General features: G+C 48.9%; 18 protein-coding genes. All 18 read right to left on the bottom strand.

The window, feature by feature from the left end:
- Position 1: 1 nt before the first annotated feature.
- Positions 2-592, bottom strand: a complete 591-nt coding sequence (hisB, locus tag M3212_RS07525; RefSeq protein ID WP_251193335.1) for an imidazoleglycerol-phosphate dehydratase HisB — start codon at positions 590-592, stop codon at positions 2-4.
- Positions 589-1,863: a histidinol dehydrogenase gene (gene hisD / locus M3212_RS07530; protein WP_251193336.1), complete on the bottom strand. Its 1,275-nt coding sequence runs from the start codon at positions 1,861-1,863 to the stop codon at positions 589-591. The genes hisB and hisD overlap by 4 nt, the downstream gene beginning before the upstream one ends.
- Positions 1,860-2,498, bottom strand: coding sequence for an ATP phosphoribosyltransferase (gene hisG, locus M3212_RS07535; RefSeq protein ID WP_251193337.1), 639 nt, complete (start codon positions 2,496-2,498; stop codon positions 1,860-1,862). Before hisG ends, hisD begins: the two co-directional genes overlap by 4 nt.
- Position 2,499: 1 nt before the next feature.
- A complete protein-coding gene (locus M3212_RS07540) occupies positions 2,500-3,681 on the bottom strand; it encodes an ATP phosphoribosyltransferase regulatory subunit (RefSeq protein ID WP_251193338.1) in 1,182 nt (393 codons plus the stop codon).
- A 321-nt stretch (positions 3,682-4,002) separates the two neighbouring features.
- Complete coding sequence (locus tag M3212_RS07545; RefSeq protein ID WP_251193339.1) at positions 4,003-5,241, bottom strand: Zn-dependent hydrolase; 1,239 nt, start codon at positions 5,239-5,241, stop codon at positions 4,003-4,005.
- 244 nt (positions 5,242-5,485) lie between these two features.
- Entirely contained in the window at positions 5,486-5,791 is a 306-nt protein-coding gene (locus M3212_RS07550; protein WP_251193340.1) for a putative quinol monooxygenase, read from the bottom strand.
- Positions 5,792-5,881: 90 nt separating this feature from the next.
- Positions 5,882-6,352, bottom strand: coding sequence for a DUF523 domain-containing protein (locus M3212_RS07555; RefSeq protein ID WP_251193341.1), 471 nt, complete (start codon positions 6,350-6,352; stop codon positions 5,882-5,884).
- A gap of 229 nt (positions 6,353-6,581) precedes the next feature.
- On the bottom strand, positions 6,582-7,058 hold the full coding sequence (locus M3212_RS07560) for a thioredoxin family protein (protein WP_251193342.1): 477 nt from the start codon (positions 7,056-7,058) through the stop codon (positions 6,582-6,584).
- The gene (locus tag M3212_RS07565) at positions 7,059-7,475 is read right to left on the bottom strand and encodes a disulfide oxidoreductase (protein ID WP_251193343.1); all 417 of its coding nucleotides are present in this window, start codon (positions 7,473-7,475) and stop codon (positions 7,059-7,061) included. It abuts the gene before it with no gap.
- Between the two features lie 74 nt (positions 7,476-7,549).
- On the bottom strand, positions 7,550-8,062 hold the full coding sequence (locus M3212_RS07570; RefSeq protein WP_251193344.1) for an acyltransferase: 513 nt from the start codon (positions 8,060-8,062) through the stop codon (positions 7,550-7,552).
- Positions 8,059-8,706: a pyrophosphatase PpaX gene (gene ppaX, locus M3212_RS07575; RefSeq protein WP_251193345.1), complete on the bottom strand. Its 648-nt coding sequence runs from the start codon at positions 8,704-8,706 to the stop codon at positions 8,059-8,061. Before ppaX ends, M3212_RS07570 begins: the two co-directional genes overlap by 4 nt.
- A complete protein-coding gene (locus M3212_RS07580) occupies positions 8,696-9,649 on the bottom strand; it encodes a nucleoside recognition domain-containing protein (RefSeq protein WP_251193346.1) in 954 nt (317 codons plus the stop codon). The genes ppaX and M3212_RS07580 overlap by 11 nt, the downstream gene beginning before the upstream one ends.
- Positions 9,650-9,684: 35 nt before the next feature.
- Complete coding sequence (gene lgt, locus M3212_RS07585) at positions 9,685-10,545, bottom strand: prolipoprotein diacylglyceryl transferase (RefSeq protein WP_251193347.1); 861 nt, start codon at positions 10,543-10,545, stop codon at positions 9,685-9,687.
- Between the two features lie 14 nt (positions 10,546-10,559).
- Positions 10,560-11,498 (bottom strand): HPr(Ser) kinase/phosphatase, encoded by a 939-nt coding sequence (gene hprK, locus M3212_RS07590; protein ID WP_251193394.1) that lies wholly within the window; start codon positions 11,496-11,498, stop codon positions 10,560-10,562.
- A gap of 210 nt (positions 11,499-11,708) precedes the next feature.
- Positions 11,709-12,053, bottom strand: coding sequence for a phage holin family protein (locus tag M3212_RS07595; protein WP_251193348.1), 345 nt, complete (start codon positions 12,051-12,053; stop codon positions 11,709-11,711).
- A complete protein-coding gene (locus tag M3212_RS07600; RefSeq protein ID WP_251193349.1) occupies positions 12,050-12,256 on the bottom strand; it encodes a PspC domain-containing protein in 207 nt (68 codons plus the stop codon). The genes M3212_RS07595 and M3212_RS07600 overlap by 4 nt, the downstream gene beginning before the upstream one ends.
- A 10-nt stretch (positions 12,257-12,266) precedes the next feature.
- Entirely contained in the window at positions 12,267-13,358 is a 1,092-nt protein-coding gene (locus tag M3212_RS07605; RefSeq protein WP_251193350.1) for a DUF4097 family beta strand repeat-containing protein, read from the bottom strand.
- Between the two features lie 187 nt (positions 13,359-13,545).
- Positions 13,546-16,422, bottom strand: coding sequence for an excinuclease ABC subunit UvrA (gene uvrA, locus M3212_RS07610; protein WP_251193351.1), 2,877 nt, complete (start codon positions 16,420-16,422; stop codon positions 13,546-13,548).
- Between the last annotated feature and the right edge of the window lies 1 nt (position 16,423).

The following is a 16,423-nucleotide window of genomic DNA, read 5'->3' on the forward strand; positions in this document are numbered from 1 at the left end:
TCTACAACAATCCCTTCGTTGACGGGACGCCCTTCACCCGTTCGTCTATGCTTGTCGCTTCATCAAGAGCGCGTGCCAATGCTTTGAATACCGCTTCAATCATATGATGTGTATTGAAGCCATAATGGACGATGACATGAAGGTTCATCCGTGCTTCCAATGCCAGCTTCCACATAAATTCATGGACAAGCTCTGTATCAAATGTTCCGACCTTCTCTTTTGGAAATTCAGCGCGGAATTCCAAATGAGGGCGATTGCTTAAATCAACGACAACCTGAGCCAACGTTTCATCCATTGGCACAAAGGCATTGCCATAGCGGCGAATCCCTTTTTTATCGCCGAGCGCTTGCTTGATCGCTTGTCCAAGGACGATGCCGATATCTTCTGTTGTATGGTGGTCATCGACATCGGTGTCCCCATTCGCTTCAACCATTAGGTTATAATGACCGTGCTTTGTGAACAAGTCGAGCATATGTGTTAAAAACGGAACCCCCGTCTCAAGCTCAGATTTTCCTTCTCCGTCAATTGTAAAATCGAGCTTAATTTGCGTTTCCCCTGTATTGCGTTCAATTTGTGCGCGTCGCTCTGTCATTTGTTTCCCTCCAACCTGATATCAATTGCTCTGGCGTGAGCTTCGAGTCCTTCCAAACGGGCGAGGGCGGAAATTTTCGAGCCGTTCGCCTCCAAGGCTTCTTTACTGTAGGCAATAATACTTGATTTTTTAATAAAATCATCAACATTTAACGGACTAGAAAAGCGCGCCGTACCGTTCGTAGGCAGAACGTGATTCGGTCCAGCGAAATAGTCTCCGACCGGCTCCGAGCTGTAGGCGCCGACAAATATCGCCCCGGCATGACGGATTTTGCCGACAAGGTTCATCGGTTCCTTCGTCAACAGCTCCAAATGCTCGGGCGCAAGCTCATTGACGACATGAACGGCTTCGGCGATGTCACGCGCTATATAAATGACGCCGTAGTCACGAATCGAGGCGGCAGCAATGTCTTTCCGTGGCAAAAGTGCCAGCTGTTTTTCGACTTCGACGGACACTTGTTCCGCCAGTTCATTTGAGGTTGTCACAAGCACCGCGGAAGCCCGCTCGTCATGCTCAGCCTGTGACAGCAGATCGGCGGCAATATAAGCCGGATCTCCTGATTCGTCAGCCAGGACGACAATTTCACTTGGACCGGCGATCATATCGATATCAACTTTGCCGAATACTGCCCGCTTTGCCAAGGCGACGTAAATATTGCCCGGCCCGGTGATTTTATCAACCGGTGTGATGCTTTCCGTTCCATAGGCCAGCGCAGCGACTGCCTGAGCGCCGCCGACCTTGTAAATTTCCTTCACGCCTAATTCACTCGCGGTTACAAGCACACCGGCAGGCAGGCTTCCATCAGCCTGTGGTGGCGACACCATGACGATCCGCTTCACCCCAGCGACCTGGGCTGGGATGACATTCATCATAATCGAAGACGGATACGCCGCTTTCCCGCCCGGCACATAGACGCCAACGGAATCCAGTGCCGTTATTTGCTGGCCGAGAATCGTGCCATCCTCTTTCGTCGTCAGCCATGATTGCCGCAGCTGGCGCTGATGAAAGTCGCGAATGTTGGTCATCGCTTCACGAAGTGCTTCGATCAGTTCCTCATCCATTTGCGCGTAAGCCGCTTCCATTTCCGCTTCAGTCACCCGCAGTTGGTCGAGCTCCGCCCCGTCAAGCGTTTTCGTCAGCGTATAAAGCGCATGATCTCCCTGCTCAATCACCTGCGTTATAATGTTTTCGACAGCATCACGCTGCATTTCTGTTCCAGTATCCAAATCGCGCCTGAGGCTGACCGATGCCTCAACCTTGACCATTCTCATTCTTCTTCCTCCTCAATTAAGCGGGATAGGCGCTCGACCATCTGATCAATCCGTTCATCCTCCATCCGGTAGCTGACCGGATTCACAATTAAGCGCGAAGTAATCGGGACGATCGTCTCCAGCTCGACGAGACCGTTCTCTCTTAACGTTTGTCCTGTTGAAACAATATCGACAATCCGGTCCGCAAGACCGATCAACGGAGCGAGCTCAATCGAACCGTTAAGCTTAATAATCTCCACCTGTTCGCCCTGCTCCTTGAAATACTGCGTTGCTAAATTCGGATATTTGGAGGCAACCTTTGGATTGATATCCGACTTTTCATAGCCCGGAAGCCCGGCAACAGCTAAATAGCAGGCGCTGATTCCAAGATCAAGCACTTCATAGACGTCGCGCTCTTCCTCGATCATGACGTCTTTCCCGGCAACACCGACATCGGCGACGCCGTGCTCTACATAAGTCGGGACGTCCATTGGCTTCGCCAGAATGAAGCGGAGCTTTTCTTCCGGTACGTCGACGATCAGCTTGCGCGAATCATCGAACTCGGCCGGGAGATTGTAGCCCGCTTTTCGCAGCAGGTCCACCGCTTCTTCAAAAATCCGCCCTTTTGGCATTGCCACCGTTAACCATTCCGCCATGTCACGCCTCTCCTCTCTTTGCCTTTCCAATATAATAGAGCACATCAGCAAACTGCTCAGACATCCGGTCGACATCGACAACACCGGCAATATCCTGCAGAATGACCGCTTCGCCCATTTCCCGTAATCGTGCCGCCTCCTGAAAAGCCTCGGACCGTCTTTCCTTGCTGAATATAATACATGTTTGCTTTGGCTTCGGCGCTGTTTTGCCGATCGCTTCGACCAGCAAATCCAGTCTGAGACCAAATCCGGTCGCCTGCCCCGGGCGCTTAAACTTGCCAAGCAGCTCATCATACCGGCCGCCACTGCAAAGCGGAACACCGAGCTTGCTGCCATAGCCTTCAAACACCGCTCCCGTATAATAGCTCATGTGCAGGACGAGGTTTAAATCAAGCTTGACGAAATCCTCAATTCCGTAGCTTTCAAGAACGTTCCACAATTCCTCCAGCTCGGCCAACGCCGCCATTCCCTGCTCGGTCGAAACTAACTCCTTCGCCGAGTCAAGTGTATCTTTGCCTCCGCGCAGCTTCAGCAAACCGAGAAGCCGGCGTTGGTCAATCGACGATAGCGGCAGGTTTTTCACATGCCCCCGAAAGCCGACATAATTTTTTTCATATAGAAATCTGCGTAGTGTGTCAGCCCGTTCGGCATTGCCGACAATATCAAGTAAAAGAGCATTCACATAGCCAATATGCCCGATCGCTACCTTAAAATGTGACAAGCCGGCCCGCTTTAACGAAGCGATCATTAACGCAATGACCTCCCCGTCGGCGCTGACCGTGCCATCGCCGATCAGCTCTACGCCGAGCTGTTCAAATTCGGCCGGCTTCCCGCCCTCATGCTGCTGGGCACGATAAACATTTGACTGATAGGCAAGGCGCAATGGGTAGGCGGCCTGCTTTAAGCTTGAGGCGACCAGTCTGGCAATCGGTGCTGTCACATCCGGACGCAGCACGAGTGTATTGCCCTGCTGATCGAGCAGCTTAAAGAGCTGCTGATCCAAAATCGCCGAAGCGACACCAACGGTTTCATAATACTCAAGCGTCGGCGTTTCAATCATTCGATAGCCCCATGCTTCCATTTCTGCTTCCAGCTGCGTTCGGATCTGCTTCTTCGTCTCATACATTTCAGGTAACGTATCCCGCATTCCAAGCGGTTTTTCAAACATAAATGGCTTTGACATTACTGAACCCCCATTTCACTTTCTGTACGTCTATGGTCACATTTACTTTAGTTCGCTAATATACTACCAAGATAAAGCATATTCATAGTGTACTCTTCCCGACGTAGTCCGTCAACAAAAATTCCGCTGTCTTTTTCAGCTTTTTCTGAGAAATCCCTTCTAATTTTATCACATTTCAGTCAATTTCCCCTCTTTTCCTCGTCAGAAGAAACCACTCTCCCCGCAAAAGAAAAAAACAGGTGTGTCAAAAGGATTGTTTCCCTTTTGACACACCCTGATACAGAACCTCACTGTTTGCGGCTCGGCCGGCTAATATACAGGTTATGCCTGCTTCTCCAGCATCGTCATCACCGTTTCGAGCAAAACATTGACGCCCTTTTCACAATCCTCCCATGTCGTCAGCTCCTCCTCACAATGGCTTTTTCCATTAATACTGCGAACAAAAACCATCGCCGACGGGATGTAGCTGGCGAGAAATTGCGCATCGTGCCCGGCCCCGCTCACCATTCGCTTGTACGGGTAGTCGAGCGACTTGGCTGATTGCTCAAGCATATTGCATATCTCTTCATCAAACCAGACCGTATCACGGCCCCATAGCTTCGTTACGCTGACTTCGCAGCCTTCATGATCCTCCATTGTCGCAATTCCCTGTACGATCTCCTCGACCCGACGAATTTCTTCTGCATCCTTATGCCTTGCTTCCAGCGTAAAAACAACTTTATTCGGAATGACAGTATGAATATTCGGCCAAACATTCATCCTTCCCATCGTATAGACAAGCTCCGGATCAAGCTGATTTAATTGCTGTCGCGCCTTTGAAATGAAATGATTTGCAGCAAAGAGGGCATCCTTTCTCATCGCCATCGGCGTCGTCCCGGCATGATCTGATTCCCCATTCACTTCAATTTCATAGCAGACCATCCCTAATACACATTCAACCACTCCGACCGTCAGCCCCTCACTTTCCAGCACAGGTCCCTGTTCAATATGAAGCTCAAGAAAAGCAGCTGCTTCCGTGAGGCGGTTTCTTTCATCACCGGCATAGCCGATTTCATCGAGCGCTTCCCTAAAGGTAATCCCGTCCGTATCCTGCTTTTCCATCATCGCCGCTTTATCAAATTTGCCAGAAAGAACGCCGGATGCCATCATCGACGGTTCAAAGCGTGCGCCCTCTTCATTGGTCACATTGACAATTGTAATTGGCACTTGTGGCTTCACCTGATGATCGACTAATGTCCGAACAATCTCCAAACCAGCTAACACACCAAGCACGCCATCAAAGCGACCGCCCTTTTTCACCGAATCAAGATGAGAGCCGATGACAATCGGCGGCTTATCTTCGACTCCGGCAAGCGTCGCGTAAATGTTGCCCATATCATCAACTTTGACCTCCATGCCAAGCTCCTTACAGCACGAAACAAAATGATCACGCGCCAGTCGATCTTCTTCAGATAACGCTAACCGGGTGACTCCGTTTCGTTCCGTCCGTCCAAAAACGGCAAACTGCTCTAACGACTTTCGTAACCGCTCCCCGTTGATGACCAGCTTTTGCTTTCTCATTTTCCTTCACTCCTTGTCATATTTTTTGACCTGTTGATATCATTAAATCATTAAATTTATTATTAATATTATTATTACATAAAATATTTGATTTGCCTATGAATATTTACTATTCTGAATTATATACTCAGAGTGAGCTGAGCTAGCAAGTAAGATCACAAAGACGCAAAGCCCCTACCGGAAGAAACTTGTTCTCCGGTAGGGGCGACTGAAAAAGGGAAGCACGAGCGTTTTCAGCTAGCTGTTATCGCTGGGGTAGCTTGACGGCAAGAACATCGACACTTTCTATCGTAGGCGGTTGCGTAAACAAATCGGGGGCGTTCTTCATTAATTCTTCGGCAACAAGTCCCGATAGGTGCTTTTGTCGTCCGGCATCATCAGGAAAGGCGTTAAAGATCCCGTAAGTCGTCGGTCCAAGGCGCAAGGCGAACCATGCCACCGTTTCCTTTTCGCTTTGAATAATCGGCAGGCTTCCGCGCAGAAAGGTTTCAATCTCCCCCTCCTTTTCCGGTTTAGCCTCCAAACGTACATACAACCCGACATTCACCATCTTCCGTCCTCCTTTTCGCTAATCACGTACAACATGCTCGCTTTCTCTTACGTCTATACCCCGCTCCTTTGGTCTGCTAAACCTTTTCGCTTATCTGCCTTGGCCGCGCAACCAGTCTGCTGCCTCGTCCTCAGAAATAACTTCGATACCGTGACGTCGTAATAAGGCGGTCGTCACCCCACAGCCAGCTAAACGCCGATTGCGAAATTGCCCATCATAAATCAGGGCGCTGCCACAGGAAGGACTGTTTTCTTTTAAAATGACAGCTTTCGCCTGTACCTCTTGAACTATTTGTAATGTTCTTTGTGCACCGGCCATATATTGCGCCGTCACATCCTGGCCTGATTTTTCTACCACCCTCGCCCGTCCATCGAGAACATCATACCCGTCCCCGCCGACAATCTCCGCCGGCTCGCGTGGAGTAACAAAGCCCCCAAGCAGCTCCGGGCAAAGCGCCAACGCCTTCTCTTCACTGACTAATCTTCTAATCTCTTTATGCAAGCTGTCCGTCCCATTATAACGAACCGGAAGCCCCGCCAAACACGAACTGACAACAATCATCCAACCCCCACCTCTCATTAAACAAACGTTTAATTAATAGAAAAACACGCTCTTCGTTTTTCTATTTTGAAGCAGTGAGTGCAGTCTGCACAAAGGGTTTTAAAGCAAGAAGGAAAGTGTTTTCTTTCCTTCTTGCTGCGCGCAGAACGGAACCACTGCTCCTCGTCCAACGTAACAGAAAAAGGCTGCTCCTTAGGCACACTTCACCTGTGGAGCAACCTTCTTTCACCTATGATGCGCTGTCCGCGCGCTCGCTCAGCCACTGCTCGTATTCTTCCTGAGTTTGCAGGCTTTCGAGCCGTGACTCCTCTTCACCATTTTCAAAGTGAATCACTGTCGGAGTCACGTTAATACCAAAGTCCGCCCACGCCTCATCAAATTCAAGTACGTTCAGCAGTTCAAGATTTACACCTGCTTCTTCCGCTGCCGGAACGAGTACAGGGCTCGCCTGTTGACAAGCCTGGCAGTTCGGAGAGTAGAAATATATGGTTTTGTCTTCCCCATTTGCAAGACTGGCCTCCAGCTCGTCCGGCAGGATGATATTCTGATACAGCGGGTCATCGAGCTGCTTGATCGTACCCGGATCAAGGCGGTCTTTTCCAAATGGATTTCCTTCTGACGCCTGTTGCGATTTCATTGAAGTGACGATAGCTAAAGCGGCGAATAAAACGACAACAATTCCGCCATATATCAAAAGCTTTTTCATTTACTTTCCTCTCCTCTTTACTAACATAACCATACAAATCGTGATTCCGAGAAAGGCGGTCAAGGCAAGAAATGGAATCGTAATAAAGCCGGCATAATTAATATATTCCATTGCACATGGAACCAGACCGCAGGAATCGGTCTGTCCCAAAGCATCAACCTTTTGCAGCAAATAATGATAAATCGAGAAGCCCATGCCAATTAAGGATAAAGGCAGCACATAAAAAGCCGCGGAAATCTCTTTTCTAATCAGCGCAACCCCGAGAATAATCGGGATCGGATACATAAAAATCCGTTGCGTCCAGCACAATTCACATGGAATATAGCCAACAACCTCAGAAAAATACAAACTGCCAAGCGTGGCAATTAAAGACAAAAGCCAGGCGGTCATCAGCAGCTGTTCATTTCGTTTACTCATCCCTTGTTCCCCACTTCATCTCTAGCATCACGTTCATTTTACACACCCTTACTTACAAAAGTAAAGTTATATGATTACCGTTCATCGATAGAGAACGGCTCCGTCGCCCCACGAATCACCCTCATTGGATTGCCTCCGACAAACGTACCCGGAGCGACATCTTTGTGAACGAGCGTCCCCGCCGAGACGATCGCGCCGTTGCCAATCGTCACGCCAGGAAGAATCGTCGTATTTGCCCCGATCATCACCTCATCACCGATCACCACATCGCCAAGGCGATACTCTTTAATCAAATATTCATGCGCCAGAATCGTCGTGTTGTAGCCGATAATCGAGTTACGGCCGATTGAGATTTTTTCAGGGAACATAATATCCATCATCACCATTAACGCAACCGCTGTTTCGTCACCGACCTTCATCTTTAAAAATGTCCGATAGAGCCAATTTTTCAGACGGAGCCAGGGTGTATAACGGGCTAGCTGGATGATCATAAAGTTTTTCATGACCTTCCAAAAAGGAACGGTCTTGTAAATATGCCAGAGTGAATTCGCCGTTTCAACAGGAAAACGCTCTGTTTTTCTGCTCATGATTCGTCCGCTCCAATAATCGCCAGCAGATCGCGCATATTCGATAAAATATAATCAGGCTGATAGGAGCGAATCCTTTCCTCCCCTTTAATCGACCAGCCGACAATCGCTGTTGGCACGCCAAGATTCTTGCCGGCCTGCACGTCATAAGAACTGTCACCGATCATCATTGCTGTTTCCTTACTTGCGCCCAAGGCGGTCAGCGCCTTTTCCAAAGGCTCCGGATCCGGCTTCGCATTTGTCACATCGTCTAGTCCGATAACAACATCAAAAAATTGGTCAAGCCCGGTCAGCTTCAATCCCATCAAAGCGGTCTTTCTAATTTTCGTTGTCACAATCGCCAGCTTATACCCTTGCTGGTGGAGACGTTCAACCGTTTCATAGACCCCTTCGTATTCCTCGACCAGCTCATCATGCTTTTCGTGATTAAAAGCTCGGTACGTCTCAATCATCTCATCAACCCGCTCGGCGTCGACTTTACGAAAGCTGTCAATTAGAGGCGGCCCGATAAAGTCAATCGCATGCTCGCGTGTGTATTCACCCGGCTTATATTTGTCAAGCGTATGAAGAAATGACGCGATAATCAGCTCGTTCGTATTAATTAACGTCCCATCTAAATCAAAAAGCAGTGTATCAATATTCATAGCTCGTTTCCTTTCTCTCTAGCTTTTGTTTTTTCTCAACCCGGTCCCAAATGACGGATATTGCCAAAGTCAGCAAAATTGCCGTGAGGATACGAATGATCAGCAGCGGCCATACAGGGATGCCAAGCGGAATGAAAATCAACGTATCCTCTACGACAGCATGACAGGCGACGAGAAAGATAACGATCAAATACATATCCTTTTTGGAAATTCCATCTTCCTTGGCCGCCTGAATGATCACGCCGGCTCCGAATGCCAAGCCGATCGTCAGGCCGGAGACTAATGTCGTTGACGTATTCTCCTGCACCCGCAGCAGTTTCGTTAATGGTCTCATCGCTTTCGACATGATCTTAATCCAATTGCGCTCTTTCATCACCTGAATCACGACCATTAACGGAATGACGATCAACGCCAGCTGAAAAATTCCGAGCGCCGCGCTCGTGACCCCATCCCAGCCAATCGCCAGCCAGCTGTTCAACTCCGGCTGCTGGGCGGCGGATACAAAGCCGTACTGCGCCATTTCCTGGCCACCCTGCCAAAATAGGTTGATGACAAAAGCGGAAATGAGAGCAAGACCGATACGAACCGCAAGGATGACCGACATCCGCACACCGACCTTTGCGGCAACCGCCGATTCAACTAATAAATTATGGGAGAACGACAGCATCACAGCAAGGATGAACACTTCCTTGACGGTTAAGTCCATCGTTAAAATCGCGCCGATCCCGGCATATAGGTTCAAAATATTCCCGAGAACAAGCGGAATCGCCGCCTCGCCCGGCAAACCGATCCAGCCCATTACCGGCGCCAGCATCCGTGCGATCCAATCGAGTGCCGGCGTATGGCCTAATATCGTTACGATCAGCGTAATCGGGAAAATAATCTTACCTAATGTCCAGGTCGTTTCCAACCCGACCCGCAAGCCTCTCTTTACTACACCCATTTGTCTCTCCTCCACTCTTTTCTCTCATTAAAAGCTTATTTCTTTTTCTTTTTTGAGCGTCCTTTCGCCTGCTGCTTAGGTGGAAGAGCCGGATCGTGATAGCGCGGCGTATTTCCTTGTTTTCGACGATAAATCCACAGGATCACTGCACCGACGATCAAGACGACCGAAATAACCTGAGCGGTTTTAAGCACGCCACCGATCAGCAAATAATCTAAACGAATCCCTTCAATCACAAAGCGGCCGACTGAATACCAGATGACGTACGTGAAAAAGATTTCCCCTTGACGCAGGTTGAGGCGCCGTAAATATAAAAGCAGGAAAACGCCTACCAGGCTCCATAACGATTCATAAAGAAAGGTCGGATGATAATAAGTACCATCAATATACATTTGGTTAATAATAAACTCCGGCAACAGCAGGCCTTCAAGAAATTCTCTCGTAACAGGGCCTCCGTACACCTCCTGGTTCATAAAGTTCCCCCACCGGCCAATGGCCTGCCCGAGCAGGATGCTTGGTGCTGCAACGTCAGCAAGCTGCCAAAAGGAGAGATTGTGTTTTTTAGTGAAGAAATAAGCCGTCAAAACGCCGCCTATCAATGCCCCGTGGATCGCGATTCCACCTTCCCATATATAGAAAACGCGAATCGGATCGTCGGCAAACTGATCCCAGCGAAAGATGACATAATAGATTCGTGCTGAAATAATCGAAATCGGAATTGCATAAAGAAGCAAATCGGCGAATGTTTCCTTTGGCATCCCCCGCTTAACCGATTCCCTCGCTGCCAGCAAGTAGCCTAATAGCACACCTATACCGATAATCACCCCGTACCAGTAAATCCGGATCGGGCCAAATTCAAGAAAAATCCTGCTTAATGGTTCAATTGTCTCCTCCATCTTGCCACCTCATTTTATTTAAATTCATCATGATCCCCGGCTTCAATCACGCCCGTTAACCGCTCGGAAAATTCCTGTGCCGCATCAAAACCAAGTCGCTTCAATCGGAAATTCATCGCCGCGACCTCAATAATAACGGCTAAGTTTCGTCCGGGGCGGACAGGTACAGTCAGTTTGGTCACTTCCGTATCAATAATTCTCATTTTTTCTTCTTCTAGTCCTAAACGGTCATACGCTTTATTCTGATCCCAGAGCTCGAGATGAATGCAAAGGGTGATCCGTTTATAAGGCCGCACCGCGCCAGCTCCGAACAAGGTCATGACATTGATAATGCCGAGTCCTCTAATCTCAAGTAAATGCTTGATTAAATCAGGCGAACGACCGACCAATGTCCCCTCATTCTCCTGACGGATCTCAACTGAGTCATCCGCGACGAGGCGATGACCTCTTCTCACTAAGTCCAGGGCGGTTTCACTTTTTCCGACTCCACTGTTTCCAGTTATCAGGACGCCGATTCCATAAATATCGACTAACACACCATGAACCGCCGTCATTGGGGCCAGCTTGCTTTCAAGGTATGTGGTAATAATACTACTTAAGCGCGTTGTTGGCATACTGGAGCGCAAGATTGGGACACCAAACTCCTCAGCCGCCTGGAGCAATTCCTTCGGCGCTTCCAAATCGCGGGAAATAATAATACCTGGCGTGTCATATGTACAAAGCCTCTCCATCCGATTCTCTTTTTCTTGATCGTTCAACTGCTTAAAGAAGCCAAGCTCCGTCCGTCCAAGCAATTGAAGTCGCCTTGCCGGATAATAGGTGAAGTATCCTGCCATCTCAATCCCCGGCCGGGAAATATCGCTCGTCGTTATCGGCCGGTAAATCCCTTCTTCACCAGCTAAAAGCTCGAATTGAAAATCCTCCAGCAAATTATTTGCGGTTACCTTATCCACTGCTAGTTCCCTCGCTTTCACGTAAGCATCCTGTCCGTTATCCAATCTAATACATTCTATATATTAGCACAAAACCTAACAGAAATCCGAAAAGTCCGTTATTCTAAAAAGCAAAGAGCCTGGGAAAAAAGGTTCGTTCCACCTTTTTTCCCAGGCTAATGCCATGCTATAGCTTTTTTAAGGTTGAGAGAAGCAGGGTTTCCCGTGCAATCAGCCTTTTTGCATCGGCTTCACGACGAATGTCTGGATCAGCGCAATCAGAATAGCCGCCACGATGGCCGTTCCGAAGCCGCTGATCATAAAAGCATCGCCCATCAAAGCAGCCGTTAACAACAAGGTGAATGCACTGATCACGAATAAAAAGAAACCGAGCGTCAGGATGGTAATCGGCAGCGTTAGCACAATGAGGATCGGCTTGACAATCGCATTGACAATCGACAGAAGGAAACTGGCGATAATCGCCGCTGCAAAACCGGACAGCTCAAAGCCTTCGAACAGATAGGAAATCCCGATTAAAATAACAGCATTGATTAACAGGCCGATCAGCCATCTCACGCCGGATTCACGTCTTCGTCATTCGGAATAATCACGGCGGCGATCACATAGGCGATCACCATCGGGAAACCAATCGTCACGATTAATAAAAACACAGCCACCAGCCGGAGAATTGTCGCGTCAATCGAGAAATATTCCGCCAATCCCCCGCATACACCGGCAATTTTTCGATTATACTGCGATCGATAAAGTCGCTTCTTCACTTTCGTCACCTCATTCGTATAAATCCTTCACATGAATGGAACCGGTATTCGTCAATGCATTGATTTTGACGCGCGGAGAAGAATCCTGGTTGCCGATAAAGCTCAACGATTTCTGGGCAAATTCTTTTTTCTCCTCAAGCACTTCATAGTCTGCGAGACCGACGGCAAAGCTGCCGACGTTCGTTTTCAACTTACCTTCGACACGCAGCTTCTTCGGCACAAACAAATGAACACTGCCGGTCGTCGCCTTCAAATCCGCATAGCCCGATTCGCTCAGTCCTGCCATTTCATAGGTGATTGAGCCGTTTACCGTTTCGGCGTCAAGGTCCTGAATCGTGCCAATCAATGTGATTCCGCCATTAATGGTCTTCACATCGATCACATCGATTTCCGTATTCTTGTATTCAATCGCTCCATTGACTGTTTCGGCGATCACCTTCTTAGCCTTGACCTCTTCAAAGGAAATCGCGCCATTCATCGCATTGACATCCAACGTGTCCGTGTCGATCCCTTTTCCGCTTATTTGACCGTTAAACGTGTACAACTTAATATGATCGAAGGTTGTCCGTGGCACGTAAACCGTTGCCTGGACCTTCATTGATTTTGTTTTCGTATGGAACATCAGCTTATTTTCATTGACCCGGAAGGTCGACTGTTGCAGGAAAAAGCTCCGAGCTTCTTCACTGTCCTTCACCCGGTAAACCTTTGCCTGACATTCAATCCGCACATCGGCTTCATCCCAAGGGCGGAAAGACACGGAGCCATTTTCCAACGAAATATCAAGCGACGTCGGTGAGCCGTCACGATGTTGGAAGATGTGGTCAACCTCAATCGCCGGTCCAAAGTTGAAGTCCAGATCGACATCTTTAATCTTCTGAATGGTGCTTTCAATAAAGGAAGTAAACATATTAGCTGCGGACGCCGTCGTTTGACGGGCACGCTTCCGGTAGCCCTCTCCTTCATCCCAGTTCACCTTTGTTGAAACGCCGGTCTCCAGCTGCTCCTTTTCTCCCTTATCAATGGCTTCCAACAGCTTGATCCCTTCTTCTGCTGTAATCTTTCCATCCTCAATCATTTTCAAAATCATTTTACGTTCTTCCATGATTCGACTCACTCCTTAATTGGTGAAATCAGACAGCTATCAGTAACATCACACTCTACCATTGCTATACGGAGGGAAAAGGCAACAGGTTTCATCATCCGGGCAAACTTTACACATTTTCTTCATTGTTCGACATACCCGTCTGGCCACGATCAAAAACAATTTCTTGTAGTCTCTTTAGTTTATACTACTGTTGACTCTGCAATTCCTTTTCTTTTATCTGCTCTTCCATTCTCGCCCGATCCCGTTCCAAAATCGGCTTTAAATAATGCCCTGTGTAGGAGGCTTCGACCTCGGCGACCTGCTCCGGCGTCCCCTCAGCGACAATTTGACCACCTTTGTCTCCACCCTCTGGGCCAAGATCAATAATATGGTCAACCGTTTTGATCACATCAAGATTGTGCTCAATCACAAGCACCGTATCACCGTTATCAACGAGACGCTGCAACACCTTCAACAGCCGGTCAATATCATCAACGTGCAGCCCTGTCGTCGGCTCATCGAGAATATAAATCGTCCGCCCCGTCGCGCGCTTATGAAGCTGGGAGGCGAGTTTAACCCGCTGAGCCTCTCCTCCGGACAGCGTCGTCGCCGGCTGGCCAAGGCGGACGTAGCCGAGTCCGACATCGACGAGCGTCTGGATTTTACGCTTGATCTTCGGAATGTTGGCGAAGAACTCAACCGCCTCCTCGACGGTCATTTCCAGTACATCGGCAATCGTTTTCCCTTTATATTTGATCTCCAGCGTTTCACGGTTATAGCGTTTGCCGCCACATACTTCACAAGGAACATAGACGTCCGGTAAAAAGTGCATCTCAATTTTAATAATCCCGTCGCCACGGCACGCTTCACAGCGGCCCCCTTTCACATTGAAACTGAAGCGACCCTTTTTGTAGCCGCGCACCTTCGCTTCGTTCGTCATCGCGAACACATCGCGAATGTCATCAAATACGCTCGTATACGTCGCCGGATTGGAGCGCGGGGTCCGGCCAATTGGCGACTGGTCGATATCAATCACCTTGTCGATTTCCTCAAGGCCGACAATCTCTTTATGCTCACCCGGCTTATCCTTCGCACGGTGCAGCTTTTGCGCCAATGATTTATAGACTATTTCATTAATTAACGTACTCTTGCCAGAACCTGACACTCCGGTAACGGCGATGAACTGACCGAGCGGAAACGAGACCGTGACATTTTTCAGGTTGTTTGCACTTGCCTTTTTCACCGTGAAGCTCCGGCCATTCGAAGGCCGGCGTGATGCCGGAACGGGTATGAATTTCTTGCCCGACAAATATTGTCCGGTTAATGACTTGTCATTTTCCTGAATTTCAGCCGGCGTTCCTGCGGCCGTAATATAGCCACCATGAATCCCGGCTCCAGGTCCAATATCAATGATATAATCGGCAGCCATCATCGTATCCTCGTCATGTTCGACGACGATCAGCGTATTGCCGAGATCCCGCATATGCTCAAGTGTTTTAATCAGACGGTCATTATCGCGCTGATGTAAGCCGATTGACGGCTCATCAAGGATATAAAGCACGCCCATTAAAGAAGAGCCGATTTGCGTAGCGAGGCGAATCCGCTGTGCCTCGCCACCTGACAATGTCCCCGCCGCCCGTCCGAGAGACAAATAATCAAGACCGACATTCACAAGAAAGCCGAGCCGGTCATTTATTTCCTTTAAAATAAGACGGGCAATTGCCGTTTCCTTTTCAGTCAGCTCCAGGCTCTCGAAGAAGCGCATCGCATCCTTTACAGAAAACGAGGAGACCTGGCCGATATGCTTTCCGCCGATAAACACCGCCAATGCTTCACGCTTTAACCGATACCCTTTACAAGTCGGGCAGTTTTTCTGCGTCATATAAGCTTCCATCTGCTCACGAACATAATCTGAGCTTGTTTCGTGATAGCGCCGGGCAATATTCGGAATCACCCCTTCAAAAACGATCATATTCTCGCGCACCTGGCCAAATTCGTTTTCATAACGGAAATAAATCTTCTCTTTGCCGCTACCGTATAAAATTTTCTCGAATTGCGCCTCGGGAATCTGCTCAACCGGAGTATCGAGATCAATCCCGTAGTGCTCGGCGACCGCCGCCAGCAGCTGCGGATAATATTGCGAGCTTGTCGGCTCCCATGCCGCAATCGCATGCTCACGCAACGTCTTTGTCCGATCCGGCACAACAAGCTCGGGATCAACCTCCAGCTTCACACCAAGTCCGTCACATGAAGGGCAAGCCCCAAACGGACTGTTAAACGAAAACATCCGCGGTTGAAGCTCCGGTATCGAAAAACCACATTCCGGGCAGGCATGATGCTGACTGAACAACAGTTCTTCGTCATCAATCACATCAACGAGCACCCGGCCATCAGCCAAGGCGAGGGCGGCTTCCAATGAGTCGGCCAGCCGGGTCTCAATCCCTTCTTTAATGACGATCCGGTCAATGACGACTTCGATGCTGTGCTTTTTATTTTTCTCTAATTCAATGTCTTCGGCAATCTCACGCATTTCCCCGTCAACCCGGACCCGGACGTAGCCCTGCTTCTTCATCTCCTCCAGCACTTTGACATGAGTCCCCTTCCGCCCTGAAACGAGCGGTGCGAGAATCTGCATCTTCGTCCGTTCCGGATACTCAATGAGACGATCAACCATTTGCTGTATCGTTTGCGAGGAAATTTCAATCCCGTGCTTCGGACAAACCGGATGGCCAATCCGCGCGTACAGTAGACGCAAATAATCAAAAATCTCCGTTACCGTCCCTACGGTTGAACGCGGGTTGCGGCTTGTAGTTTTCTGGTCAATCGAAATGGCCGGTGACAAGCCTTCAATCGCATCGACGTCCGGCTTATCCATCTGTCCTAAAAATTGCCGCGCGTACGCCGAGAGCGACTCTACATATCGTCTCTGACCTTCGGCATAAATCGTATCAAAAGCCAGAGAGGATTTTCCTGAGCCCGACAGCCCTGTCAATACGACGAGCTTGTCCCGCGGAATGGTTACATCAATGTTTTTTAAATTATGAGAACGTGCTCCTTTTACGACAATCTTTTCTAATGCCAAG

The organism is Halalkalibacter oceani, assembly GCF_023715705.1.
GTDB lineage: Bacteria > Bacillota > Bacilli > Bacillales > Bacillaceae_D > Halalkalibacter > Halalkalibacter oceani_A.

Coding starts and splice junctions, on each gene's coding strand:
- hisB (WP_251193335.1), bottom strand. CDS start 592: ATGACAGAGCGACGCGCACAAATTGAACGCAATACAGGGGAAACGCAA.
- hisD (WP_251193336.1), bottom strand. CDS start 1,863: ATGAGAATGGTCAAGGTTGAGGCATCGGTCAGCCTCAGGCGCGATTTG.
- hisG (WP_251193337.1), bottom strand. CDS start 2,498: ATGGCGGAATGGTTAACGGTGGCAATGCCAAAAGGGCGGATTTTTGAA.
- M3212_RS07540 (WP_251193338.1), bottom strand. CDS start 3,681: ATGTCAAAGCCATTTATGTTTGAAAAACCGCTTGGAATGCGGGATACG.
- M3212_RS07545 (WP_251193339.1), bottom strand. CDS start 5,241: ATGAGAAAGCAAAAGCTGGTCATCAACGGGGAGCGGTTACGAAAGTCG.
- M3212_RS07550 (WP_251193340.1), bottom strand. CDS start 5,791: ATGGTGAATGTCGGGTTGTATGTACGTTTGGAGGCTAAACCGGAAAAG.
- M3212_RS07555 (WP_251193341.1), bottom strand. CDS start 6,352: ATGATTGTTGTCAGTTCGTGTTTGGCGGGGCTTCCGGTTCGTTATAAT.
- M3212_RS07560 (WP_251193342.1), bottom strand. CDS start 7,058: ATGAAAAAGCTTTTGATATATGGCGGAATTGTTGTCGTTTTATTCGCC.
- M3212_RS07565 (WP_251193343.1), bottom strand. CDS start 7,475: ATGAGTAAACGAAATGAACAGCTGCTGATGACCGCCTGGCTTTTGTCT.
- M3212_RS07570 (WP_251193344.1), bottom strand. CDS start 8,062: ATGAGCAGAAAAACAGAGCGTTTTCCTGTTGAAACGGCGAATTCACTC.
- ppaX (WP_251193345.1), bottom strand. CDS start 8,706: ATGAATATTGATACACTGCTTTTTGATTTAGATGGGACGTTAATTAAT.
- M3212_RS07580 (WP_251193346.1), bottom strand. CDS start 9,649: ATGGGTGTAGTAAAGAGAGGCTTGCGGGTCGGGTTGGAAACGACCTGG.
- lgt (WP_251193347.1), bottom strand. CDS start 10,545: ATGGAGGAGACAATTGAACCATTAAGCAGGATTTTTCTTGAATTTGGC.
- M3212_RS07605 (WP_251193350.1), bottom strand. CDS start 13,358: ATGGAAGAACGTAAAATGATTTTGAAAATGATTGAGGATGGAAAGATT.